The organism is Stakelama sediminis, assembly GCF_014199335.1.
Classification (GTDB): domain Bacteria; phylum Pseudomonadota; class Alphaproteobacteria; order Sphingomonadales; family Sphingomonadaceae; genus Sphingomonas; species Sphingomonas sediminis.
On the sequence record NZ_JACIJI010000003.1, the window covers coordinates 26987 to 45964 of the forward strand.

Annotated in this window: 19 protein-coding genes; 12 read left to right on the top strand and 7 right to left on the bottom strand. The window is 61.9% G+C overall.

All coding sequences use genetic code 11. The features are described 5' to 3' along the window. Positions 1–131 precede the first annotated feature (131 nt). The gene (infC, locus tag FHR23_RS09660) at positions 132–659 is read left to right on the top strand and encodes a translation initiation factor IF-3 (protein WP_184003382.1); all 528 of its coding nucleotides are present in this window, start codon (positions 132–134) and stop codon (positions 657–659) included. Between the two features lie 81 nt (positions 660–740). Here infC and ada read toward each other — a convergent pair whose 3' ends face one another. The 3 genes from ada to FHR23_RS09675 all read right to left on the bottom strand — a co-directional run bounded on the left by ada (position 741) and on the right by FHR23_RS09675 (position 4400). Continuing rightward, the gene (gene ada, locus FHR23_RS09665; protein WP_184003384.1) at positions 741–1784 is read right to left on the bottom strand and encodes a bifunctional DNA-binding transcriptional regulator/O6-methylguanine-DNA methyltransferase Ada; all 1044 of its coding nucleotides are present in this window, start codon (positions 1782–1784) and stop codon (positions 741–743) included. A 61-nt stretch (positions 1785–1845) separates the two neighbouring features. Then, complete coding sequence (locus FHR23_RS09670; RefSeq protein WP_184003386.1) at positions 1846–3012, bottom strand: hypothetical protein; 1167 nt, start codon at positions 3010–3012, stop codon at positions 1846–1848. A gap of 443 nt (positions 3013–3455) precedes the next feature. Further along, positions 3456–4400: a tetratricopeptide repeat protein gene (locus FHR23_RS09675; protein ID WP_221227474.1), complete on the bottom strand. Its 945-nt coding sequence runs from the start codon at positions 4398–4400 to the stop codon at positions 3456–3458. Between the two features lie 316 nt (positions 4401–4716). Between FHR23_RS09675 and FHR23_RS09680 the strand changes: the two genes are divergently transcribed. The 6 genes from FHR23_RS09680 to FHR23_RS09705 are packed head-to-tail and all read left to right on the top strand — an operon-like array spanning position 4717 to position 10218. After that, positions 4717–5274 carry a F0F1 ATP synthase subunit delta gene (locus tag FHR23_RS09680; RefSeq protein ID WP_184003391.1) on the top strand — a complete coding sequence of 186 codons (558 nt, stop codon included), beginning with the start codon at positions 4717–4719 and terminating at the stop codon, positions 5272–5274. Positions 5275–5276: 2 nt separating this feature from the next. Beyond that, on the top strand, positions 5277–6806 hold the full coding sequence (atpA, locus tag FHR23_RS09685) for a F0F1 ATP synthase subunit alpha (protein WP_184003393.1): 1530 nt from the start codon (positions 5277–5279) through the stop codon (positions 6804–6806). Between the two features lie 54 nt (positions 6807–6860). Further along, positions 6861–7739 carry a F0F1 ATP synthase subunit gamma gene (locus FHR23_RS09690; RefSeq protein ID WP_184003395.1) on the top strand — a complete coding sequence of 293 codons (879 nt, stop codon included), beginning with the start codon at positions 6861–6863 and terminating at the stop codon, positions 7737–7739. Next, on the top strand, positions 7739–8422 hold the full coding sequence (locus FHR23_RS09695) for a hypothetical protein (RefSeq protein WP_184003397.1): 684 nt from the start codon (positions 7739–7741) through the stop codon (positions 8420–8422). Before FHR23_RS09690 ends, FHR23_RS09695 begins: the two co-directional genes overlap by 1 nt. Before the next feature lie 17 nt (positions 8423–8439). After that, entirely contained in the window at positions 8440–9912 is a 1473-nt protein-coding gene (gene atpD, locus FHR23_RS09700) for a F0F1 ATP synthase subunit beta (RefSeq protein WP_184003399.1), read from the top strand. A 48-nt stretch (positions 9913–9960) separates the two neighbouring features. Beyond that, positions 9961–10218 carry an ATP synthase F1 subunit epsilon gene (locus tag FHR23_RS09705; protein ID WP_184003401.1) on the top strand — a complete coding sequence of 86 codons (258 nt, stop codon included), beginning with the start codon at positions 9961–9963 and terminating at the stop codon, positions 10216–10218. 4 nt (positions 10219–10222) lie between these two features. Here the strand turns inward: FHR23_RS09705 and FHR23_RS09710 are convergent, their stop codons facing one another. Both FHR23_RS09710 and FHR23_RS09715 read right to left on the bottom strand, forming a co-directional pair. Then, complete coding sequence (locus FHR23_RS09710) at positions 10223–11089, bottom strand: aspartyl protease family protein (protein WP_184003403.1); 867 nt, start codon at positions 11087–11089, stop codon at positions 10223–10225. 58 nt (positions 11090–11147) lie between these two features. After that, complete coding sequence (locus tag FHR23_RS09715; RefSeq protein WP_184003405.1) at positions 11148–12056, bottom strand: EamA family transporter; 909 nt, start codon at positions 12054–12056, stop codon at positions 11148–11150. A 117-nt stretch (positions 12057–12173) separates the two neighbouring features. Here FHR23_RS09715 and FHR23_RS09720 point away from each other — a divergent pair, with 117 nt between their 5' ends. Next, positions 12174–13706, top strand: coding sequence for a TadA family conjugal transfer-associated ATPase (locus tag FHR23_RS09720; protein WP_184003407.1), 1533 nt, complete (start codon positions 12174–12176; stop codon positions 13704–13706). Positions 13707–13813: 107 nt separating this feature from the next. Further along, on the top strand, positions 13814–14980 hold the full coding sequence (locus FHR23_RS09725) for an aspartyl protease family protein (RefSeq protein WP_184003409.1): 1167 nt from the start codon (positions 13814–13816) through the stop codon (positions 14978–14980). A gap of 15 nt (positions 14981–14995) precedes the next feature. Here the strand turns inward: FHR23_RS09725 and FHR23_RS09730 are convergent, their stop codons facing one another. Then, positions 14996–15181, bottom strand: a complete 186-nt coding sequence (locus tag FHR23_RS09730) for a hypothetical protein (RefSeq protein WP_184003411.1) — start codon at positions 15179–15181, stop codon at positions 14996–14998. A 46-nt stretch (positions 15182–15227) separates the two neighbouring features. Between FHR23_RS09730 and FHR23_RS09735 the strand changes: the two genes are divergently transcribed. Further along, the gene (locus FHR23_RS09735; protein WP_425506361.1) at positions 15228–16043 is read left to right on the top strand and encodes a class I SAM-dependent methyltransferase; all 816 of its coding nucleotides are present in this window, start codon (positions 15228–15230) and stop codon (positions 16041–16043) included. Positions 16044–16058: 15 nt separating this feature from the next. Here FHR23_RS09735 and phaR read toward each other — a convergent pair whose 3' ends face one another. Beyond that, positions 16059–16610 carry a polyhydroxyalkanoate synthesis repressor PhaR gene (gene phaR, locus FHR23_RS09740; protein WP_184003414.1) on the bottom strand — a complete coding sequence of 184 codons (552 nt, stop codon included), beginning with the start codon at positions 16608–16610 and terminating at the stop codon, positions 16059–16061. A gap of 88 nt (positions 16611–16698) precedes the next feature. Between phaR and FHR23_RS09745 the strand changes: the two genes are divergently transcribed. Further along, complete coding sequence (locus FHR23_RS09745) at positions 16699–17694, top strand: alpha/beta fold hydrolase (RefSeq protein ID WP_184003845.1); 996 nt, start codon at positions 16699–16701, stop codon at positions 17692–17694. Positions 17695–17772: 78 nt separating this feature from the next. Then, entirely contained in the window at positions 17773–18945 is a 1173-nt protein-coding gene (locus FHR23_RS09750) for an acetyl-CoA C-acetyltransferase (protein WP_184003416.1), read from the top strand. Positions 18946–18978 lie beyond the last annotated feature (33 nt).

An 18978-nucleotide genomic window follows, 5' to 3' on the forward strand; every position in this document is an offset into this window, starting at 1 on the left:
AAAGCGCAGCATGATCACGATCCCATCAGCAGGTTCGGCGACGATATGTGCTGAACCCGGTTTGCGCTGCGTTTATTAGCTATTATATTGGTATCGTACTGAACAAAGGAGAATCCGCTATACGACCCCCTATGCGGCGTAACACGCCCCCGCCGATGAACGGCCCTCGCTACAATGAATTCATTCAGTCGCCCAAGGTTCGGGTGATTGACGAGAATGGCGAGAATCTGGGCGTTATGTTTACGCGAGAAGCGATGGAACAGGCAGCCGATGTCGGGCTGGATCTGGTCGAGGTGTCGCCCAATGCGAACCCGCCCGTCGCCAAATTCCTCGATGTCGGCAAGTATAAGTACGAGGCCCAGAAAAAGGCCAATGCCGCGCGCAAGACGCAGAAGACGCAGGAGATCAAGGAGATCAAAATGCGTCCGAACATCGACGACCATGATTACGACACCAAGATGCGCAACGTGCACAAGTTCATCGGCGAAGGCGACAAGGTGAAGGTCACCCTGCGCTTCCGCGGTCGCGAACTGAGCCACGGCGAACTCGGCATGGCGCTGCTCCAGCGTGTGGCGGAGGATTGCGCCGAGGACGCGAAGGTCGAATCCTATCCGCGCATGGAAGGCCGTCAGATGCTGATGGTGCTGTCGCCGAAATAAGATGACCCACCGCCTGCTGCGGCTTTGATGCGCGGCAGGCGGCTATCGCCCATATTTATATCATCAGATTGAGGGCATATCTCAGCCCTTGTCCTCCACGCCCTCACGACGGCGCAGGATGCGCTTGCGCTCGACGCCATAGGCATAGCCGCCCATGGTGCCGTCACCACGCTGGACGCGGTGGCAGGGAATGACAATCGCCACATTGTTGGCGCCGCACGCCGTGCCTGCCGCGCGCACCGCATTGGGGCGGCCCACCATCGCGGCAAGTTCGGCATAGCTGCGCGTTTCGCCCGCCGGAATCGCCCGCAACGCCTGCCAGACCGCTTCCTGAAAGGCAGTGCCCTGCACGTCGAGCGGCAGGTCCGTGTCACGCCCCGGCGTCTCCACTTCCGCCACCACGCGCGCGGCGAGATTCGCCAGCGCTGCGCCGCCTGGAACGATATCGGCATTGGGAAACCGCGTTTCGAGCGCGGCCGCATCCTCGTCAAAGGATACGCGGCACAGCCCTTTGTCGGTGGCGGCGATCAGCAACGGACCAAGGCTGGTGTCGGCCAGCGTCCAGCGGATCGTGACACCTGCCCCGCCCCGTTTCCAGGCGCCGGGCGTCATGCCCAGTCGCTTTCCGGCATGGTCGTAGAAGCGGCTGGGCGCGGAATAGCCCGCAGCATAGACGGCATCGGTCACCCTCTCCTCCTGATGAAGCGCATCGACGGCACGGCGCGCTTTGAGCGAACGCGCATAGGCAGACGGAGTCACCCCGGTCGCGCGTTTGAACAGCCGATGGAAATGATGCGGCGCATAGCCGACCGTATCGGCGAGCCTGTCGAGCGTGGGCGCATCCTCTGCCTGCTCGATCAGCGCAATGGCCTGCGCCACCGCAATACGATCGCGCCCTACGGCATCGGGCTTACAGCGCAGACAGGGACGAAAGCCCTCTTCGCGCGCCGCATCGCTATCTGCGAGAAAACGAATATTTGCACGTTTGGGACGGCGCGCCGGACAGCTTGGCTTGCAATAGATGCCGGTGGTCGTCACCGCGACCACGAACCGCCCGTCCCACGCCCGGTCGCGCCGTTCGAACGCGGCCCAGGCAGTATCGGGATCGGGCAGGATCGTCACCATGCATCGGGATATAGCGCCGCAAGGGGCAAGCGCCCATCCCGATGCTTGCGTTCAAAGCATCTCAATAAGAAACATCCTGAACATTCAGGTGCCGTATCCCGCCTGCCTGCGCTGCAGCCGCCCGTACATCCGCACGCGCTTTCAACTGTTTCAGCACCTTTTGTCCGGGATAGGACGGCAATTGTACCGGCGGATCGGCAAAATCGCTCAATTCGATCAGTGCTCCGGCCTGCTGCTCCGGATTTTGCAGGCGGCGGATATAGGACGCAGCCGCAGAATCGACATCATCCATGCAGATCAACATATCCGTCAGCGCCGCCGGAGCATCCGCTTCATGCTGCTGCAAATACTCCAGATCGGAATTTGCTTTATCCGCGTGCCCCAACCGGCTGTTGGCGCATCCACGCACCTCTCGAAACTGCATCTCGCCGAACGGGCTGGTCGACCTGCTATCATCATCAAATGCTTTTAGGGTCGAGAGTGCCGCTTCAGGGTGCGCAAATTGAAGTTGCGTTGCCGCCAGGTTGATAACCTGACTGACATTTGCACCACCATCCTCTTGCTTGGACGTCGCCTGACGAAAGGCGGCAACCGCATCGTCATATTTTCCAAGCATCGTTTCCGCCGACGCCCACTCGTTCCAGAACCAGATGACTTGATGTTGCGCATCGGAATAATGGTTCGGCACATCAATCTTTGCACGCGCCGCGTTCAGTATCTGCAAAGCCTCCTGCGGTTTGCCTAGTATCTGCAGATAGACCGAGCGTATCACAACAGGCTCCAGAAGGTCCGGGTGTTCCTGCGCAATCCGCTTCAATGCGGCATTCCTGCGTTCGACCAGCGCACGAAAATCATAATCCGGCCCGAACAGCGTCCTCAACCCCGGCTCGAAAAGCATGTCGCGAACGATTGCCGGTTCACGAATGCTTTTGACGACCGCTCGCGCCTCATCTTTCTGCCCCTGCGCGAAAAGAAGCGTTGCGTAGCGCTGCTTGAATGCATCGGGCGGCAACACCGTATCGTCGGGAATATAGCTATCCGCCGACAAGACTTTGAGCAGACGAATGCGCAATGCCGTATTTCCGGCTTTCTTCAATGCCGTATCAAGATCGAACAGAAGGGGACGAGGAATAGCGTTCAAAGCCCTTCCCCGGCCGCTGGACATGGCTTCGACGGTGGCGACCGCTGCGGCGTCGTCACCTTTGTGATGTTCCAGCCACAACCGCATGTACCAAAGTGCGTCCGGGGCTGCATCGGACCGTGTGGCGATCACCACATGCCGATAGGCGGCATCATAGTCCTGATTTTGTGCCTCGCAGCCCGCCGACAGGCTGGCCGCCCAATATTGAAAGGCCGACGGCAGTCCCGCGGGCGGACGATCCGCCAACGGCACGGCAAGGGCAATTACCCGTTTACAGTTCCCCTTTTCAGCCGCCTGCGCTGCGTCTTTCAGCTTAACCAAGGCCTCTTGCTGCTTCTTTTGAGAGACTTGTTGCGCGGCCTTGGACGCGCCGCCACCATTGGCAGCAACCAGCGTTACCGCCATCAATATGGTTGAAATCATTTCTTGCCCCCAGGCTATTTCAACAATTTTCCATAACCTTAGGCCGATGATATCGGTTTGGCGATACTGCTAATACCGTTGCTGACGGTCGAAGATGTGCTGATGGCTTACATCGCGCCGTCTTGCGCAAAACGGCGCTGATCCTCGCGTCCGGCGATCAGGCGGTGGATGCGGGCGACCCCTTCATCGCCTTCATTATTGCTGCCGCCGATCAACTGGCTAGCGCGTTCATATTTCGCCAGTGCGCCCTGATAATCGCCCTTATGTTCCGCGCACAGACCGAGGTCGAAGGTGATCGAGGCATTGTCGGGAAGCTGTGCATCAAGCGCCTGCCAGGACTGGCAGGCGGCATCGACGTCCCGCTTGGTCATATGCACCGCTTCCTTGAACTGCTTGCCGATTTCCTTCGGCATATCCTTGCGGCTTTCGCGGAAGCGAATCGCATAGCGCTTGTGCTCGGGCGTAATGTCGGCGGCGAACTGCCCGGCGATCTGACCGATCATCCGCATCATTACAGTGTCGATGGATTCCTCGTGCCGGTCGCCGGGGCACCAGCTCAGCGTCGTCGATTGCGGAATTTGTTGCGAATAGACGATGCGGCTGTCCGCGGTTCGTTCGATTTGCAGACTGGCCCGCACCGTGGCGGTACGACGCAGGCAATCGACCTTCTTGCGTTCATGCTTGACGCAATCGCCATCCTTGCGCTCGACGCAGGTTTCACGCGTATCGCGAAAGCGACTGCGGTTGACCGACGTCAGAATCGTTCCGGATAGCAACCCTTGTGCATCGCCATTGCGGAATGCGCGGCGTGTTGCGGTCATCACATCGAAATGGCCGCTGGCCATCAGCGCACGGGTAATAGCATCCTCAAGCTCCGGCCCCGCCTTGCCGTCGAAACCGTCGATCGCGAGCCGCTGCAGATAGCTGGCCTCCCGGTCGGGCGCAGCGAAGTAACCATCCTGCGTAGCCGTTTCGGCAAATGCCTGCCCGGCCAGCGTCACTGTCGCAGCGACAGCCCCCGCAATCGCCATGAGTCGAATCCGTCTGCCCAATTCCCCCTCCTATGCTCAGCGCTAATCACCGACAGAAACACCATTGCGAGTGCGTAACGATATTTCCAGCGCGTTTTAGGCATGATTTACTCTGAAAATCCAGCCTGCGCTAACCCTAATGAACCAGCCGCCTGTCACCTCCTGACGGGTGGTATCGCTACCTTCGCGATCCGCCATGCGGTACCGACCAAAGTCGCGGACATCACCGGCTTGCCTTGTCCCGCGTGCGATGCTAGCAGCCGCGAAACCCATATGAGGGCGCATTTGCTGCCCTTTTTTTGTATGGGTTCAGTATTCAACAGGGGACGATCGACGCGTGGACACCTCCACCGGCATTCAGGCAAGCCTAAGCGGACGCTACGCTTTCGCACTGTTCGAGCTTGCCGCTGAAACGAAAACGATCGAGGCGGTCGAGGCAAGCCTGGCGAAGGTTCGCGAGGCGCTGGCCGAATCGCACGAGTTCGCGCGGCTGACGACCAGCCCGCTGATCGGTCGCACCGAAGCGGCAAAGGCTGTCACGGCGGCTGCCGATTCGATGGGTCTCGATAAGACGACGCACAATTTTCTGGGCGTACTTGCGGAAAACCGCCGTCTGTCGCATCTGCCCGCGATCATTCGCGCCTATCGCAAGCTGGCCGCCGCGCATCGTGGCGAAACCACCGCCGAAGTCACGTCCGCCCACCCGCTGACCGATGATCAGGTCGATGCGCTGAAACAGCAGCTTCGCCAGCGGATCGGCCGTGACGTCAATGTCGACCTGTCGGTCGATCCCGCACTTTTGGGCGGCCTGATCGTGAAGATCGGCAGCCAGATGATCGACAGTTCGATCAAGACCCGTCTCAACACCCTCGCGCATGCGATGAAAGAAGGCTGACAATGGATATCCGCGCCGCAGAAATCTCCAAGGTCATCAAGGACCAGATCGCCAGCTTCGGCACCGAAGCCGAAGTTTCCGAAACCGGCACCGTGCTGTCCGTCGGCGACGGCATCGCGCGCATTCACGGCCTCGACAATGTTCAGGCCGGTGAAATGGTCGAGTTCGCCAATGGCGTACAGGGCATGGCCCTCAACCTGGAAGCCGACAATGTCGGCGTCGTGATTTTCGGCTCCGACGCCGAAATCCGTGAAAACGACACCGTGAAGCGCACCGGCACCATCGTCGACGTGCCGATCGGCAAGGGGCTGCTGGGCCGCGTGGTCGATGGTCTGGGCAACCCGATCGACGGCAAGGGGCCGATCGAATATTCCGAGCGCAGCCGCGTCGAGGTGAAGGCGCCGGGCATCATCCCGCGCAAATCGGTGCATGAACCCGTGCAGACCGGCCTGAAGGCGATCGACGCGCTGGTTCCCATCGGTCGCGGTCAGCGCGAGCTGATCATCGGCGACCGTCAGACCGGCAAGACCGCCGTCGCCATCGACACCTTCATCAACCAGAAGAATGTCAACGCCGGCGACGACGAATCGAAAAAGCTCTACTGCATCTATGTTGCGGTCGGGCAGAAGCGCTCGACGGTGGCGCAAATCGTCCGCCAGCTTGAAGAAAACGGCGCGATGGAATATTCCATCGTCGTCGCGGCAACTGCATCCGAACCCGCACCGCTGCAGTTCCTCGCCCCCTATACCGCCTGCGCGATGGGCGAATATTTCCGCGACAACGGGATGCACGCGCTGATCGTCTATGACGATCTGTCCAAGCAGGCGGTCGCCTATCGTCAGATGTCGCTGCTGCTGCGCCGTCCTCCGGGTCGCGAAGCCTATCCGGGCGACGTTTTCTATCTGCACAGCCGCCTGCTGGAACGCGCGGCGAAGATGAACGAAGCGAACGGTGCAGGCTCGCTGACCGCGCTGCCGATCATCGAGACGCAGGCGGGCGACGTGTCGGCCTATATTCCGACCAATGTGATTTCGATCACCGACGGCCAGATCTTCCTTGAAACCGACCTGTTCTTCGCGGGTATCCGCCCCGCCATCAACGTCGGCCTGTCGGTCAGCCGCGTCGGTTCTGCCGCGCAGACCAAGGCGATGAAAAAGGTATCCGGCTCGATCAAGCTGGAACTGGCCCAGTATCGCGAGATGGCCGCGTTCGCGCAGTTCGGTTCCGATCTCGACGCCGCGACGCAGAAGCTGCTTAATCGCGGTGCGCGCCTGACCGAGCTGCTGAAGCAGCCGCAATTCTCGCCGCTGCCGTTCGAGGAACAGGTGGTGTCGATCTTCGCCGGCACCAACGGCTATCTCGACAGCATCCCGGTCGATGCCGTGGTGCGTTTCGAATCGACGCTGCTGACCGATTTCCGCAGCAAATATGCCGACATCCTGACCGAAATCCGCGAAAGCAAGAAGTTCGAGGGCGAGGTCAAGGACAAGACGGTCGCCGCACTCGACGCATTCGCGAAGACGTTTGCATAAGTTGGATATCGTCGCCCCGGCCCGGTGCCGGGGTGCCGAACTGAAGGGTTCGTCATGGCCAGCCTGAAGGCTCTCAAAGGTCGCATCGGCTCGGTAAAGTCGACGCAGAAGATCACCAAGGCGATGCAGATGGTCGCCGCCGCGAAGCTGCGCCGTGCGCAGTCCGCGGCCGAGGCCGGTCGCCCCTATGCTCAGCGGCTGGAAAAGGTCGTGGCATCGCTGGCGTCGAAGGTGACGATCAGCAGCACCACGCCGAAACTGCTTAGCGGTACCGGCAAGGATCAGGTGCATCTGTTCGTCGTCGCGACCAGCGACAAGGGGCTGGCGGGCGCGTTCAACACCAATATCGCGCGGCTTGCCCGGCGTGAGGCGGATGCGCTGATCAAGGCGGGAAAGACTGTCAAATTCTATTGTATCGGGCGCAAGGGCCGCGCGGTGCTGCGCCGTCTCTATCCCGACCTGATCGTCCATTCCGAAGAACCGGGCGACCTCGGCAAGCTGCATTTCGACGACGCGCATCGCTGGGCCGAAGACCTGATCGGGCGGTTCGAGGCGGGCGAGTTCGATATCGCGCACCTGTTCTATTCGGAATTCAAATCGGTGCTGGCACAGGTGCCGACAAAGCAACAGATCATCCCGGTCCAGATCCCCGTGGACGCGCCGAAATCCGACGTGTCGGCGGCGATCGATTACGAACCCGATGAGGAAGGCATTCTGGCCGACCTGCTGCCGCGCAATGTGGCGGTGCAGCTCTTCCGTGCGATGCGCGAGAATGCGGCGTCCGAACAGGGGTCGAAAATGACCGCGATGGACAATGCGACGCGCAATGCGGGCGACCTGATCAAGCGGCTGAACATCGAATATAACCGCAAGCGTCAGGCCGCGATCACCACCGAACTGGTCGAAATCATTTCGGGTGCAGAGGCGCTGTAATGCTGCGTACCGCCCTTCCCTTTGCTGCGATGCTGGGCGCGGTCGCGCTGGCCGGCTGTCAGGCGGGTGCGCCGCCGGAAGGGGGCAATGCGTCTGCCGTCAACACCGCCGGCATGAATGAAGAGCAGGCGGCGATGGCCGAAGGGCGTGCCGTCAAGCCCGAACTGGTGTTGCAGCAGCGCTGGCAGCAGATGTTCGCGCACCCTGCGCAAATCGTAGCGGACGCGAAGCAATTCGGCTTCGATGTTGGCAGCTATACTGCCACGAACGGCAGCCCGGCCTATCAGGCGGCGGGCAGAATGAAGCCGATGAAGAGCGATTCCGGTGCAGTCACCGTGATGGGCGCTTTTGGGGCAGCAGGCGCGAGCGCGGATAGGGCCGACATGCTGACCTTTACCTTCGACGTGACGGTGAAGGGCGATGCAAAGGGCAAATCGGCACGTACCATGCTGATGACCCCGAAACGCATCGTCAGCGGCTTTCTGAGCCGGTTTCAGATCGGCGCGGGCGACACCATCACCAGTGCACTGACCCAACGCAATTCGGGTGAAGCTACGCTGCACGGCAACAGCATCCGGGTGGTCTCCGCCCCCGAAGCCGATGGCGCCGCCCCCGCACACGCAACCATCACCGTTACGATTTCCAGAGGCACGGCCCCGGCCGACACTGCCCACAAGGCTTGAAACGCAAGGAAGAAGACATGGCAACCGCCGCTGAAATGACCCGCCCGACGCAGGGCACCAACAATGTCGGCACGATCGCGCAGGTGATCGGCGCCGTTGTCGACGTGCATTTCCCGGAAAACCTGCCGGAAATCCTGTCGGCGCTGGAAACCAGCAATAACGGCCAGCGTCTTGTGCTCGAAGTTGCGCAGCATCTGGGCGAGAATACCGTGCGCTGCATCGCGATGGACGGCACCGACGGTCTGACCCGCGGTCAGGAAGTGACCGATACCGGCAACCAGATCCAGATGCCGGTGGGTCCGCAGACGCTGGGCCGTATCATGAACGTCGTCGGTGAGCCGATCGACGAGCGCGGCCCGATTGCTACCGACCTGCGCGCACCGATCCATGCCAAGGCACCGGAATTCGTCGATCAGTCGACCGAAAGCGCGATCCTCGTCACCGGCATCAAGGTGATCGACCTGCTCGCACCCTATGCGAAGGGCGGCAAGATCGGCCTGTTCGGCGGTGCGGGCGTCGGCAAGACCGTTCTCATTCAGGAACTGATCAACAACATCGCCAAGGGCCATGGCGGCACGTCGGTTTTCGCGGGCGTCGGCGAACGCACCCGTGAAGGCAACGACCTCTATCACGAATTCCTCGACGCGGGCGTCATCGCCAAGGACGATGAAGGCAACGCCATCACCGAAGGATCGAAGGTGGCGCTGGTCTATGGCCAGATGAACGAACCGCCGGGCGCGCGTGCCCGCGTCGCCCTGTCGGGCCTGACCATCGCGGAATATTTCCGCGACGTCGAAGGTCAGGACGTGCTGTTCTTCGTCGACAACATCTTCCGCTTTACCCAGGCGGGTGCGGAAGTGTCCGCACTGCTCGGCCGTATTCCCTCGGCCGTGGGCTATCAGCCGACGCTGTCGACCGATATGGGTGCGCTGCAGGAACGCATTACCTCGACCAACAAGGGGTCGATCACCTCGGTGCAGGCCGTGTACGTGCCCGCCGACGACCTTACCGACCCGGCACCGGCAACCTCGTTCGCGCACCTTGATGCGACGACGGTGCTCAACCGTGCGATTTCGGAACTCGGTATCTATCCGGCCGTCGATCCGCTCGATTCGACCAGCCGCGTGCTGGAACCGCGCGTCGTCGGTCAGGATCACTATGAAACCGCCCGCGCGGTGCAGTCGATCCTGCAGAAATATAAGTCGTTGCAGGACATCATCGCCATTCTCGGTATGGATGAGCTGTCGGAAGAGGACAAGCTGACCGTCAGCCGTGCGCGCAAGATCCAGCGCTTCCTGTCGCAACCCTTCCACGTTGCGGAAGTCTTCACCGGCATTCCGGGCAAGTTCGTCGAGCTGGAAGACACGATCCGCAGCTTCAAGGCGGTGGTGAACGGCGACTATGACCATCTGCCCGAATCGGCCTTTTACATGGTCGGCGGCATCGACGAAGCCGTCGCCAAGGCCGAAAAGCTGGCCAGCGAAGCCTAATCTCTCTTACGCCCCTCCCCGCCGTGGGAGGGGCACAGGAACCGACCCATGCTGCATTTCGAACTCGTCACCCCTGAAAAGCTCGTCCGGTCGGAAGAGGTGTATATGGTCGTCGTCCCCGGCACCGAGGGCGATCTGGGCATATTGAACCATCACGCACCGATGATGACGACGGTACGCGACGGCACCCTGACCGTCTTTCGCGAGGAAAAGGGCCAGCCCGAAACCATCCGCATCGTCGGCGGCTTTGCCGAGGTCAACGACAAGGGCCTGACCGTCCTGGCCGAACACGCGGAAGCGGAATAAGCGCTTATCCGCCGACGGTGGGCCGGCTGATCCGCAACAGGTGCCGCCGCTGATCGATCGTCAGCACATAGTGTTTCAGGAAATCCGAACCGATATTGATCGTATCGGTGGACGGCTTCACGAACAGCGCCTGCCCGCCATCGAGCGCAACGCCGCTTACCCGCATCGGCATATCGAATTGCACCCGATACAGGGCCGCACTGCTGTTGGTGCGCGACACCGTGCCGAGCCGGACGGGGGCCCCGGATGCGACTTTTGTGGCGACGCTCTCCGGCAGCACCAGCCCGCGGCTGGAACCGGTATCGACCTTGGCCGGAAAACAGGCTTTCGCGAAACACAGCGGGATCGCAAAACCGGGACTATAGCGCACAACGCCGGGCGCATCGGGATTCAGATGACCGCGTGAAAAAGTGATCTGCCGCGTTCGATAATCGATGGTCAGCAGCCGGTTTTCAAAAAAGTCACGACCGATAATGCCCATGAAGCGCGTTGCGGCAGACCTGCCCTTTTGATGATAGTCGCGCGACAATAGCCGGACGCTGCGCCGTTCCAGCGAACCGACCCGCAACCGGTGCACCTTCACAACATCGGCCCGGCTGACGCGCACGCCGTCCGAATTGGCCGCGCTGTCCACCACCGGCAGAGAAAGCGCATGGGTCAGCGTGACGTCGGCCCGTCCTACGCCGCTGGCCCCGGTATCGAAGCCGAAGCGATACGGCCCCTGCCCGTTCACATAAGCGTTGACGAAGATATGCCCGCCCCGCAGCTCGAAAGGTACGGCCTCGCGCTTCCCCGCATCTGCGGCAGGCGCCGCAAATGCAATCGTTCCGACGGACAGCGCAGCCACAACGGCCGGTATAACAATGCGCATCAACGCCCCCTTGTGTATTGTTCACGTAATACACAAGGGGGCTTATGTTGCAAACCCGTTAGTCCGGTGCACCGCCCAGGTCGGGTGAACGCTGCGAACGCCACAGATAGATGCCGCTGCCGATGATGAGCGCGGCACCGCCCAGCGTCATCAGGTCGGGCGCCTCCGAAAATACCGCCCAGCCGATCCCGATCGCCGCCAGCATCTGCACATAAACCATCGGCGCGACCACCGGCGCGCTGGCCTTTGTCGTGCCCAGAAAAATCAGCAGATGCGCAGTGGTGCCCGTCACCGCGACCAGTGCGCATCGTGCGAAAATCGTCCAGTCGGGCGGGGGAATGTGAAAAGCAGGCGCGCCGCTGATATGGCCGACCGCTGCCGCCAGCACCAGCAAGGGGAAGGCGAATGCAGCGATCAGCAACTGCATCACCAGCACCGGAGCAGCCCCCGCAGCCTTGCGATTGGCGATGATCAGCAACGCCATGCCGCACGCCGCCAGCAAGGGCCAGCCCGCCGACCAGCCGATCCGCGCGACCTCCGGCCGCAGCACCGCCAGCACACCTGCGAAGGCGAATATCGTGGCGATGATGGCTGCGCGTGGCGCGCGTTCCTTCAGCAGCACCGCCGAAAAAATCGCGGTCAGCATGGGATTGGTGAATTCGATCGCGGTTGCATTGGCAAGCGGCATCGCCTGAACCGCCATGAAGAAGCAGAAGGTGGCAAGCGCCACCGCACCGCCCCTCGCCGCCTGAAGCCAGGGGCGCGGGCAGACAAACCCCTTGCGTCCATAGGTAAAGGCCACCGCAAGGATCAGCCCCAGCAACCCGAAGCCATAACGTAATGCCGCCACCGCGCTGCCGGGCCATTCACCGGCCAATGTCTTGGTAACCGAATCCCCCAGCGACAGGCACAGAAACCCGCATAGCGCCAGCGCAAGACCCGCGCGCACCTTTCGATACTCCTCCACAACACCCTTCTTTTATTTTGTCGTGGCGCCCCGATCGCCTTTGGTTAGCAAATTGTCAAAACTTGATCGTTAGTCCGACAGGCTGATGAGAAAGTTTCAGGCTTTGAGGGATCAGGAATGAGCGCATTCGGCCGACGTGGCGGACCAGGGGGCAGCCCGGTTGGGGGACGGCCATCCTTTGGCGTAGCCCGGCCCATGCAGGGCGGGGGAAAACCGCAGCCAGAGTCGGAGGGCGGAGAGCAGTTTCCGCCGATCGAAAGTGCCGACCTGCCGCCGCTCCCCGGCGATTCGGACGATCCGCCGCAACGGTCCGGCAATGACGCCATGTCGCGGCTGGCCGAGCGTCAGGCCGCATCCGGCGATCCGGGCAACAGCCGTGTCGAAGGTTTCGAAAGCTCGATCCACAGGATCAAGGAACAGGTGCTTCCGCGCCTGCTGGAACGAGTCGACCCCGAAGCGGCGGCGACGCTGAGCAAGGACGAACTGGCGGAGGAATTCCGGCCGATCATCCATGAAGTGCTCGCCGAGCTGAAACTGACGCTCAACCGGCGCGAGCAGTTCGCGCTGGAAAAGGTGCTGGTCGACGAACTGCTGGGCCTCGGCCCGCTGGAGGAACTGCTGTCCGATGCCGCAATCAGCGACATCATGGTCAACGGCCCCGACCAGACCTTCGTCGAACGCAAGGGCAAGCTCGAACTCGCCAATATCCAGTTTCGCGACGAAGAGCATCTGTTCCAGATCGCGCAACGCATCTGTAACTCGGTCGGCCGCCGCGTCGACCAGACCACGCCGCTGGCCGACGCCCGGTTGAAGGACGGCAGCCGCGTCAACGTGATCGTGCCGCCGCTCAGCCTGAAGGGCACGGCGATCTCGATTCGTAAATTCTCCGCCAAGCCGATTACGCTCGACATGATGGCGGGCTTCGGTTCGATGAGCCAGAAGATGGCGACCGCGCTGAAAATTGCGGGCGCGTGCCGGTTCAACGTCGTGATTTCGGGCGGTACGGGTTCGGGTAAAACGACGATGCTCAACGCATTGTCAAAGATGATCGACCCCGGCGAACGCGTGCTGACCATCGAGGATGCGGCCGAACTTCGCCTTCAACAGCCGCACTGGCTGCCGCTCGAAACGCGCCCGCCGAACCTGGAAGGCGTCGGCGAAATCACAATTCGCGACCTTGTGAAGAACGCACTGCGTATGCGTCCGGACCGCATCATCCTGGGCGAAATTCGCGGCAGCGAATGTTTCGACCTGCTCGCCGCGATGAACACCGGTCACGACGGCTCGATGGCGACGCTGCACTCCAACTCCCCGCGCGAATGCCTCGCGCGTATGGAGAATATGGTGATGATGTCGGACATCAAGGTGCCCAAGGAAGCGATTTCGCGCCAGATCGCCGACAGCCTCGACCTGATCATTCAGGTCAAGCGCCTGCGCGACGGTTCGCGCCGCGTCACCAATATTACCGAGGTGATCGGCATGGAAGGTCCGGTGATCGTGACGCAGGAACTGTTCAAGTTCGAATATATGGACGAAAGCGCGGACGGTAAGATCATCGGCGAATATCAGTCGATGGGCCTGCGCCCCTATACGCTCGATAAAGCGAAACAGTTCGGGTTCGATCAGGCGCTGCTGGAGGCATGTCTTTGAACTTGCGGTTCCCTGTAATGTGAACCCATGCGCCACCCGCCGATCTGCGGCGGAGCGTGCCATTTACGCCATGGCATCCGGCGCATGCAGCCGCTAGATTGCCGACAATGGCGCGGCTTTTCCTCCTGTTCGGTCTGTTGCTGGCATGGACGCCTCTGCATGCCGAACCGGCACGACTGAAGCTGGCGGGCGATGCGGCGGAGCAATGGGTGCCGTTCACGCTGACGCCGGGCAACCAGATCCGCTTTCACCTGAAAATCAACGGCAGGGATGCCGTGGCGATCCTCGACACCGGCGTCAGCGTTTCAGTGGTATCGAGCAGCTTTGCGCGTTCAGCGGGCATGCGGATCAGCGCACGTGCCGATGCCGATGCGGTGGGCGGCACCGTAGCCATCGGCTGGGCGAGTCCGCGCTCCATCCATGTCGGTGCGCTGAAACGTACCGGCGGTCGGATCGCGGTGGCGCAACTGACCGCCATGGCGACCGGCAGCAAGGCGCCGGTCGATGCGCTGATCGGTGCCGACCTGTTGTCCTGCTGCGCGCTCGATATCGAGTATGACCGGCACCGCTTCCGATTGCTGCCCAGCGGCACCATGCCGTTTACCGGGGCGAGCGCACCGCTGCATCAGGTGGCGGGAAGCAAATTATATCTGACCCGGCTGACGCTGCACGGACAGCGCATTCAGCCCGTACTGGTCGATACCGGCGATGGCGGGGCGATCACCATCAGCAAGGCGGCGTGGATGCGCACGGGTATGAACAGCAAGCGGATCACAACCTCCGTCTCCTATGGGCTGGGCGGCCCGATCGAAATGCAACTGACGGTAGTGCCGGAACTGCATGTCGCCAATCTGACGGCAAAGCATGTCGAGCTGCGGATCGAGGGGGCGGACAGTTTCTCGGAAAAGACGGGGCTTGCCGGTCGCATCGGCACGGCGTTCCTGCAGGGCTATCGCGTGCTGCTCGATCCGCGGGCAGGGCATATGGTGTTTCAACCCGGTGCACTGGCCGACCAGCAGCCTATCCGCTCCACCAGCGGCCTGCTCGTCGGGCTGGACCGGGACCGGCTGCGCGTGCTGCACGTCATGGCGAACAGCCCGGCGGCGCATACGGGCTGGCAGGACGGCGACACGATCTGCCGCGTCGATGGGCAGCCGGTTGCCAGCGGCGACAGCAGCGATACGCGCTGGTCGGCCGGACCGCCGGGCGAGGTGGTGCATCTGGGCATGTGCGACGGATCGCGCCGCACGCTCAAACTCGCGGATTTTTATTGAAGCGCAGCTACGCTGTCAGTTTTTCAGCGCCAATATCGTCAGCACCAGCGCCGCGATCAGCGCCAGCATCTGCACACCGGGCCAGGAAATAATGCCGACGCGATCGAGATTGCGCCGGCGCGCGCGGCGGTATTCGGCCAGTCCCGCCAAAATGGCGAGGAAAAGACATCCGCCGACCGCTATCCACAAACCCTCGTGCACGCGCTACCCTGTCTCTAAAAATGGCTGGAGGAGAGAATCGATGCGCATGATTTTTGCTGCCACTGCCCTGCCGCTCACCGCGGTTGTCGCGCTTAGCGCTGCCGGGGCAATGTCGCAATCACCGACCACCGCCGCACTGGAAAAGGCGGTTGCCGCCCCTACGCGCCCGGCAAATGCAGTGGCGCGCGACCAGTATCGCCATCCCGTTCAGACGCTGTCCTTTTTCGGTGTCAAGCCAACCGATACCGTGGTCGAAATCTGGCCAGGGGGCGGATGGTATACCCAGATTCTGGCGCCATATCTCCACGCCAAAGGCACGCTGTACGAAGTGGCGCCGATGCCGAACGGGCTGAACGGCATCGAAAAGCTGAAGGCCGCGCATCCCGCCGTCTATGGTTTCATCCACACTGCCGCCTTTCCCGCCGAAGCCGGACAAGCCGGTGTTCCCGACGGCAGCGCGGATGTCGTGCTGACCTTCCGTAACGTCCACAACTGGCGCATGGGGTATCAGCAAAAGGGCGTCGATTACGCGCCGCAAGCCTTTGCGCAGATGTACGCCATGCTGAAACCCGGAGGCATATTGGGCGTGGTCGACCATCGCCTGCCCGAAAACGCCGATACCGCCCGCGAACAATCGAGCGGCTATGTCAAGGTGTCGACCGTCCGCAAGCTGGCCGAGGATGCCGGGTTCCAGTTCGTCGGCGCGTCACAGGTCAATGCCAACCCGAAGGATGATGCCAACCATCCCAAGGGCGTATGGACCCTGCCACCCACCTATGCGCTGGGCGATACCGACCGCGCCAAATACGCTGCGATCGGTGAAAGCGATCGAATGACGCTGAAATTTCGCAAGCCGAAATGACACGCGCCGACCAGTTTATTTGTTGAGCTTTTCAACCTTGTCCTGAAGCCGCGACAGTTCGGCGCGCAGGGCGGCGATTTCGTCGTCCTTACTGCCGTTGCCCTTTTCCTCGGCTTTTCCAGCCTCAGGTTTGAATGCGGAGGCTGCCGCTTCGAACATCGCCATGTTGCGCTTGGTGATTTCCGCAAACGGCGTGTTGGCGAACGCGCCTTCAACCGCCGACTTGAACTGTTGCTGGTTGCGGCGGAAACTGTCCATCGACGCTTCCAGATAGCCCGGAACCATCGCCTGCATCGAGTCGCCATACAGCGCGATCAACTGGCGCAGGAAGCTGACGGGCAACATCGTCTGCCCGCGACTTTCCTCCTCCATGATGATCTGGGTGAGGACATTATGGGTAATATCCTCTTCGGATTTGGCATCAATCACCTTGAAGTCGCGGCCCTCGCGCGTCATCGCGGCAAGATGGTCGAGCGTGATGTAGGAAGAAGTTTCGGTGTTATAGAGACGCCTGTTGGCGTATTTCTTGATGATGACGGGGCCGTCCCCCGGCGTTGTTTTCTTCATGAGGCCCTCGCTAATGTCTGAACCGGCAGTATCACCAAATCATGATGCGCCGCAACACAGTCCGCGTCCACTCCCTTTATTTCTCGACATGTTGCGCAATGAGACTGCAACATCGCCGGAACGACGCACCGCAGCATTGCAGGGACTGACCGCCTATCAGAAGGCGCCGCGCCACGAGCGGCCGGTTTTGCGTGCAGCGGCACGTCAGGACCGCGCATGCCTGCTCGAAATCGGCGGTGACGGGCCGCCGCTGGTGCTGATCCCATCGCTGATCAACCCGCCCTTCGTCCTCGACCTCACACCCGGCAATTCGCTGGCGCAATGGCTGGCCGAACGCACCGGCAGGCGCGTACTGCTGCTCGACTGGGGGACGCCCTGTGCCGATGATCGCGATCAGGATATCGGCTGGCATATCCAATCACTGCTGCTGCCGCTGTTGCGCACGCTGGATACACCTCCCTTGCTGGTCGGCTATTGCCTGGGCGGTACGCTGGCGCTTGCGGCGGCCATGCACCTTCCCATATCCGGGCTGGCGCTGATCGCCGCACCATGGCGTTTCAGCGGGTTCGGGCCGCTGGCGCTCAACGACATCGACGCCCTCTGGCACAGCGCACAGCCGACCTGCGAAGCGCTGGGGCTGGTGCCGATGGAGGTATTGCAATCGGGGTTCTGGCGGCTCGATCCGGCACGGACCATAGCCAAGTATGAACGATTCGCGACGCTCGACCCCGACAGCGATGCCGCACGCGCTTTCATCGTGCTGGAGGACTGGGCCAATAGCGGTGCACCGCTGCCCTATGCCGCCGGACGCCAGATGTTCGACGATTTCTTTGCCATGGATATGCCCGGTACGGGACGCTGGGCGATCGGCGACAAAATTGTCGATCCGTCAGCCGTCGACGCACCGATAGTCGAGTTCATCTCCACCACCGACCGGATCGTCCCCGCCGCCAGCGCCATCGGCCTGCCCGACCAGCGCCGGACCAGTGCGGGCCATGTCGGCATGGTCGTCGGCGGGCGGGCACGTACCGTCCTGTGGGAACCACTGGCCGACTGGATATGTGCCGCGGTGCCGACTACATAGGCTACCGAACCAAAGACCGCCTATGGAGATGATCGTCCACAGGCTTCCACCCGCACCTCTTGCCGCAGGAGAATCTTCATGACCGATATCGTCATCACCGCCGCCAAGCGCACACCGGTCGGCAGCTTTCTGGGCGCGTTCGCCAAAACTCCCGCGCATGAACTGGGGCGTGTGGCGATCGAGGCGGCGCTCGCCCAGTCGGGCGTCAGCGGTGAAGAAGTATCGGAAGTCATTCTGGGTCAGGTGCTGACCGCCGCACAGGGCCAGAATCCGGCGCGGCAGGCATCGATGGCCGCCGGCATTCCCAAAGAAATCCCCGCCTGGGGTGTCAATCAGGTGTGCGGGTCGGGCCTGCGGGCGGTGGCGCTTGCCTATCAGGCGGTGAAGAACGGCGATGCCAGCATCATGGTTGCGGGCGGGCAGGAAAGCATGTCGCTTTCCACCCATGCGCAGGCGCTGCGCGCCGGAACGAAGATGGGCGACGTCACCCTGATCGACACGATGATCAAGGATGGCCTGACCGACGTGTTCAACGGCTATCATATGGGCATCACCGCCGAAAATCTGGCCGAGCAATATGCGATCAGCCGCACCGAACAGGACGAATTCGCGGTGCATTCGCAAAATCTGGCGGAAAAGGCGCGTGCCGACGGATTATTCAAGGAAGAAATCGCCCCTGTCACCATCAAGGGCCGCAAGGGCGATACGGTGGTCGAGGACGATGAATATATCCGTGCCGGGGCGACGCTGGACGGTGTGTCGGGCCTGCGCCCTGCCTTCAAAAAGGACGGCACGGTGACGGCGGCCAACGCCAGCGGCATCAATGACGGTGCGGCGGCACTGGTGGTGATGACGGCCGACGAAGCGGCAAAGCGCGGCGCGCCGGTACTGGCGCGGATCGCAAGCTGGGCCTCTGCCGGTGTCGATCCGTCGATCATGGGTATCGGTCCCGTGCCCGCCAGCCGTCGCGCGCTGGAAAAAGCGGGCTGGAGCGTCGATGACCTCGACCTGATCGAGGCGAACGAAGCCTTTGCCGCGCAGGCGCTGGCGGTCGGCAAGGAAATGTGCTGGCCCGCCGACAAGGTGAACGTCCATGGCGGCGCGATCGCACTGGGCCACCCCATCGGCGCATCGGGCGCGCGCGTGCTGACCACCCTGCTCTATGCGATGAAGCAGCGCGATGCGAAAAAGGGGCTCGCCACCCTGTGCATCGGCGGCGGCATGGGCATCGCCATGTGCGTCGAACGGTAAACCGGTCGTGCGCCGGTCAGCCTCGACAATTCG

What these genes read in the sequence shown, in the direction of transcription:
- infC (WP_184003382.1), top strand. Translation starts at nt 132, where the DNA reads ATGCGGCGTAACACGCCCCCGCCGATGAACGGCCCTCGCTACAATGAA.
- ada (WP_184003384.1), bottom strand. Translation starts at nt 1,784, where the DNA reads ATGGTGACGATCCTGCCCGATCCCGATACTGCCTGGGCCGCGTTCGAA.
- FHR23_RS09670 (WP_184003386.1), bottom strand. Translation starts at nt 3,012, where the DNA reads ATGCGGTTGTGGCTGGAACATCACAAAGGTGACGACGCCGCAGCGGTC.
- atpA (WP_184003393.1), top strand. Translation starts at nt 5,277, where the DNA reads ATGGATATCCGCGCCGCAGAAATCTCCAAGGTCATCAAGGACCAGATC.
- FHR23_RS09690 (WP_184003395.1), top strand. Translation starts at nt 6,861, where the DNA reads ATGGCCAGCCTGAAGGCTCTCAAAGGTCGCATCGGCTCGGTAAAGTCG.
- FHR23_RS09695 (WP_184003397.1), top strand. Translation starts at nt 7,739, where the DNA reads ATGCTGCGTACCGCCCTTCCCTTTGCTGCGATGCTGGGCGCGGTCGCG.
- atpD (WP_184003399.1), top strand. Translation starts at nt 8,440, where the DNA reads ATGGCAACCGCCGCTGAAATGACCCGCCCGACGCAGGGCACCAACAAT.
- FHR23_RS09705 (WP_184003401.1), top strand. Translation starts at nt 9,961, where the DNA reads ATGCTGCATTTCGAACTCGTCACCCCTGAAAAGCTCGTCCGGTCGGAA.
- FHR23_RS09710 (WP_184003403.1), bottom strand. Translation starts at nt 11,089, where the DNA reads ATGCGCATTGTTATACCGGCCGTTGTGGCTGCGCTGTCCGTCGGAACG.
- FHR23_RS09720 (WP_184003407.1), top strand. Translation starts at nt 12,174, where the DNA reads ATGAGCGCATTCGGCCGACGTGGCGGACCAGGGGGCAGCCCGGTTGGG.
- FHR23_RS09725 (WP_184003409.1), top strand. Translation starts at nt 13,814, where the DNA reads ATGGCGCGGCTTTTCCTCCTGTTCGGTCTGTTGCTGGCATGGACGCCT.
- FHR23_RS09735 (WP_425506361.1), top strand. Translation starts at nt 15,228, where the DNA reads ATGATTTTTGCTGCCACTGCCCTGCCGCTCACCGCGGTTGTCGCGCTT.
- phaR (WP_184003414.1), bottom strand. Translation starts at nt 16,610, where the DNA reads ATGAAGAAAACAACGCCGGGGGACGGCCCCGTCATCATCAAGAAATAC.
- FHR23_RS09745 (WP_184003845.1), top strand. Translation starts at nt 16,699, where the DNA reads ATGTTGCGCAATGAGACTGCAACATCGCCGGAACGACGCACCGCAGCA.
- FHR23_RS09750 (WP_184003416.1), top strand. Translation starts at nt 17,773, where the DNA reads ATGACCGATATCGTCATCACCGCCGCCAAGCGCACACCGGTCGGCAGC.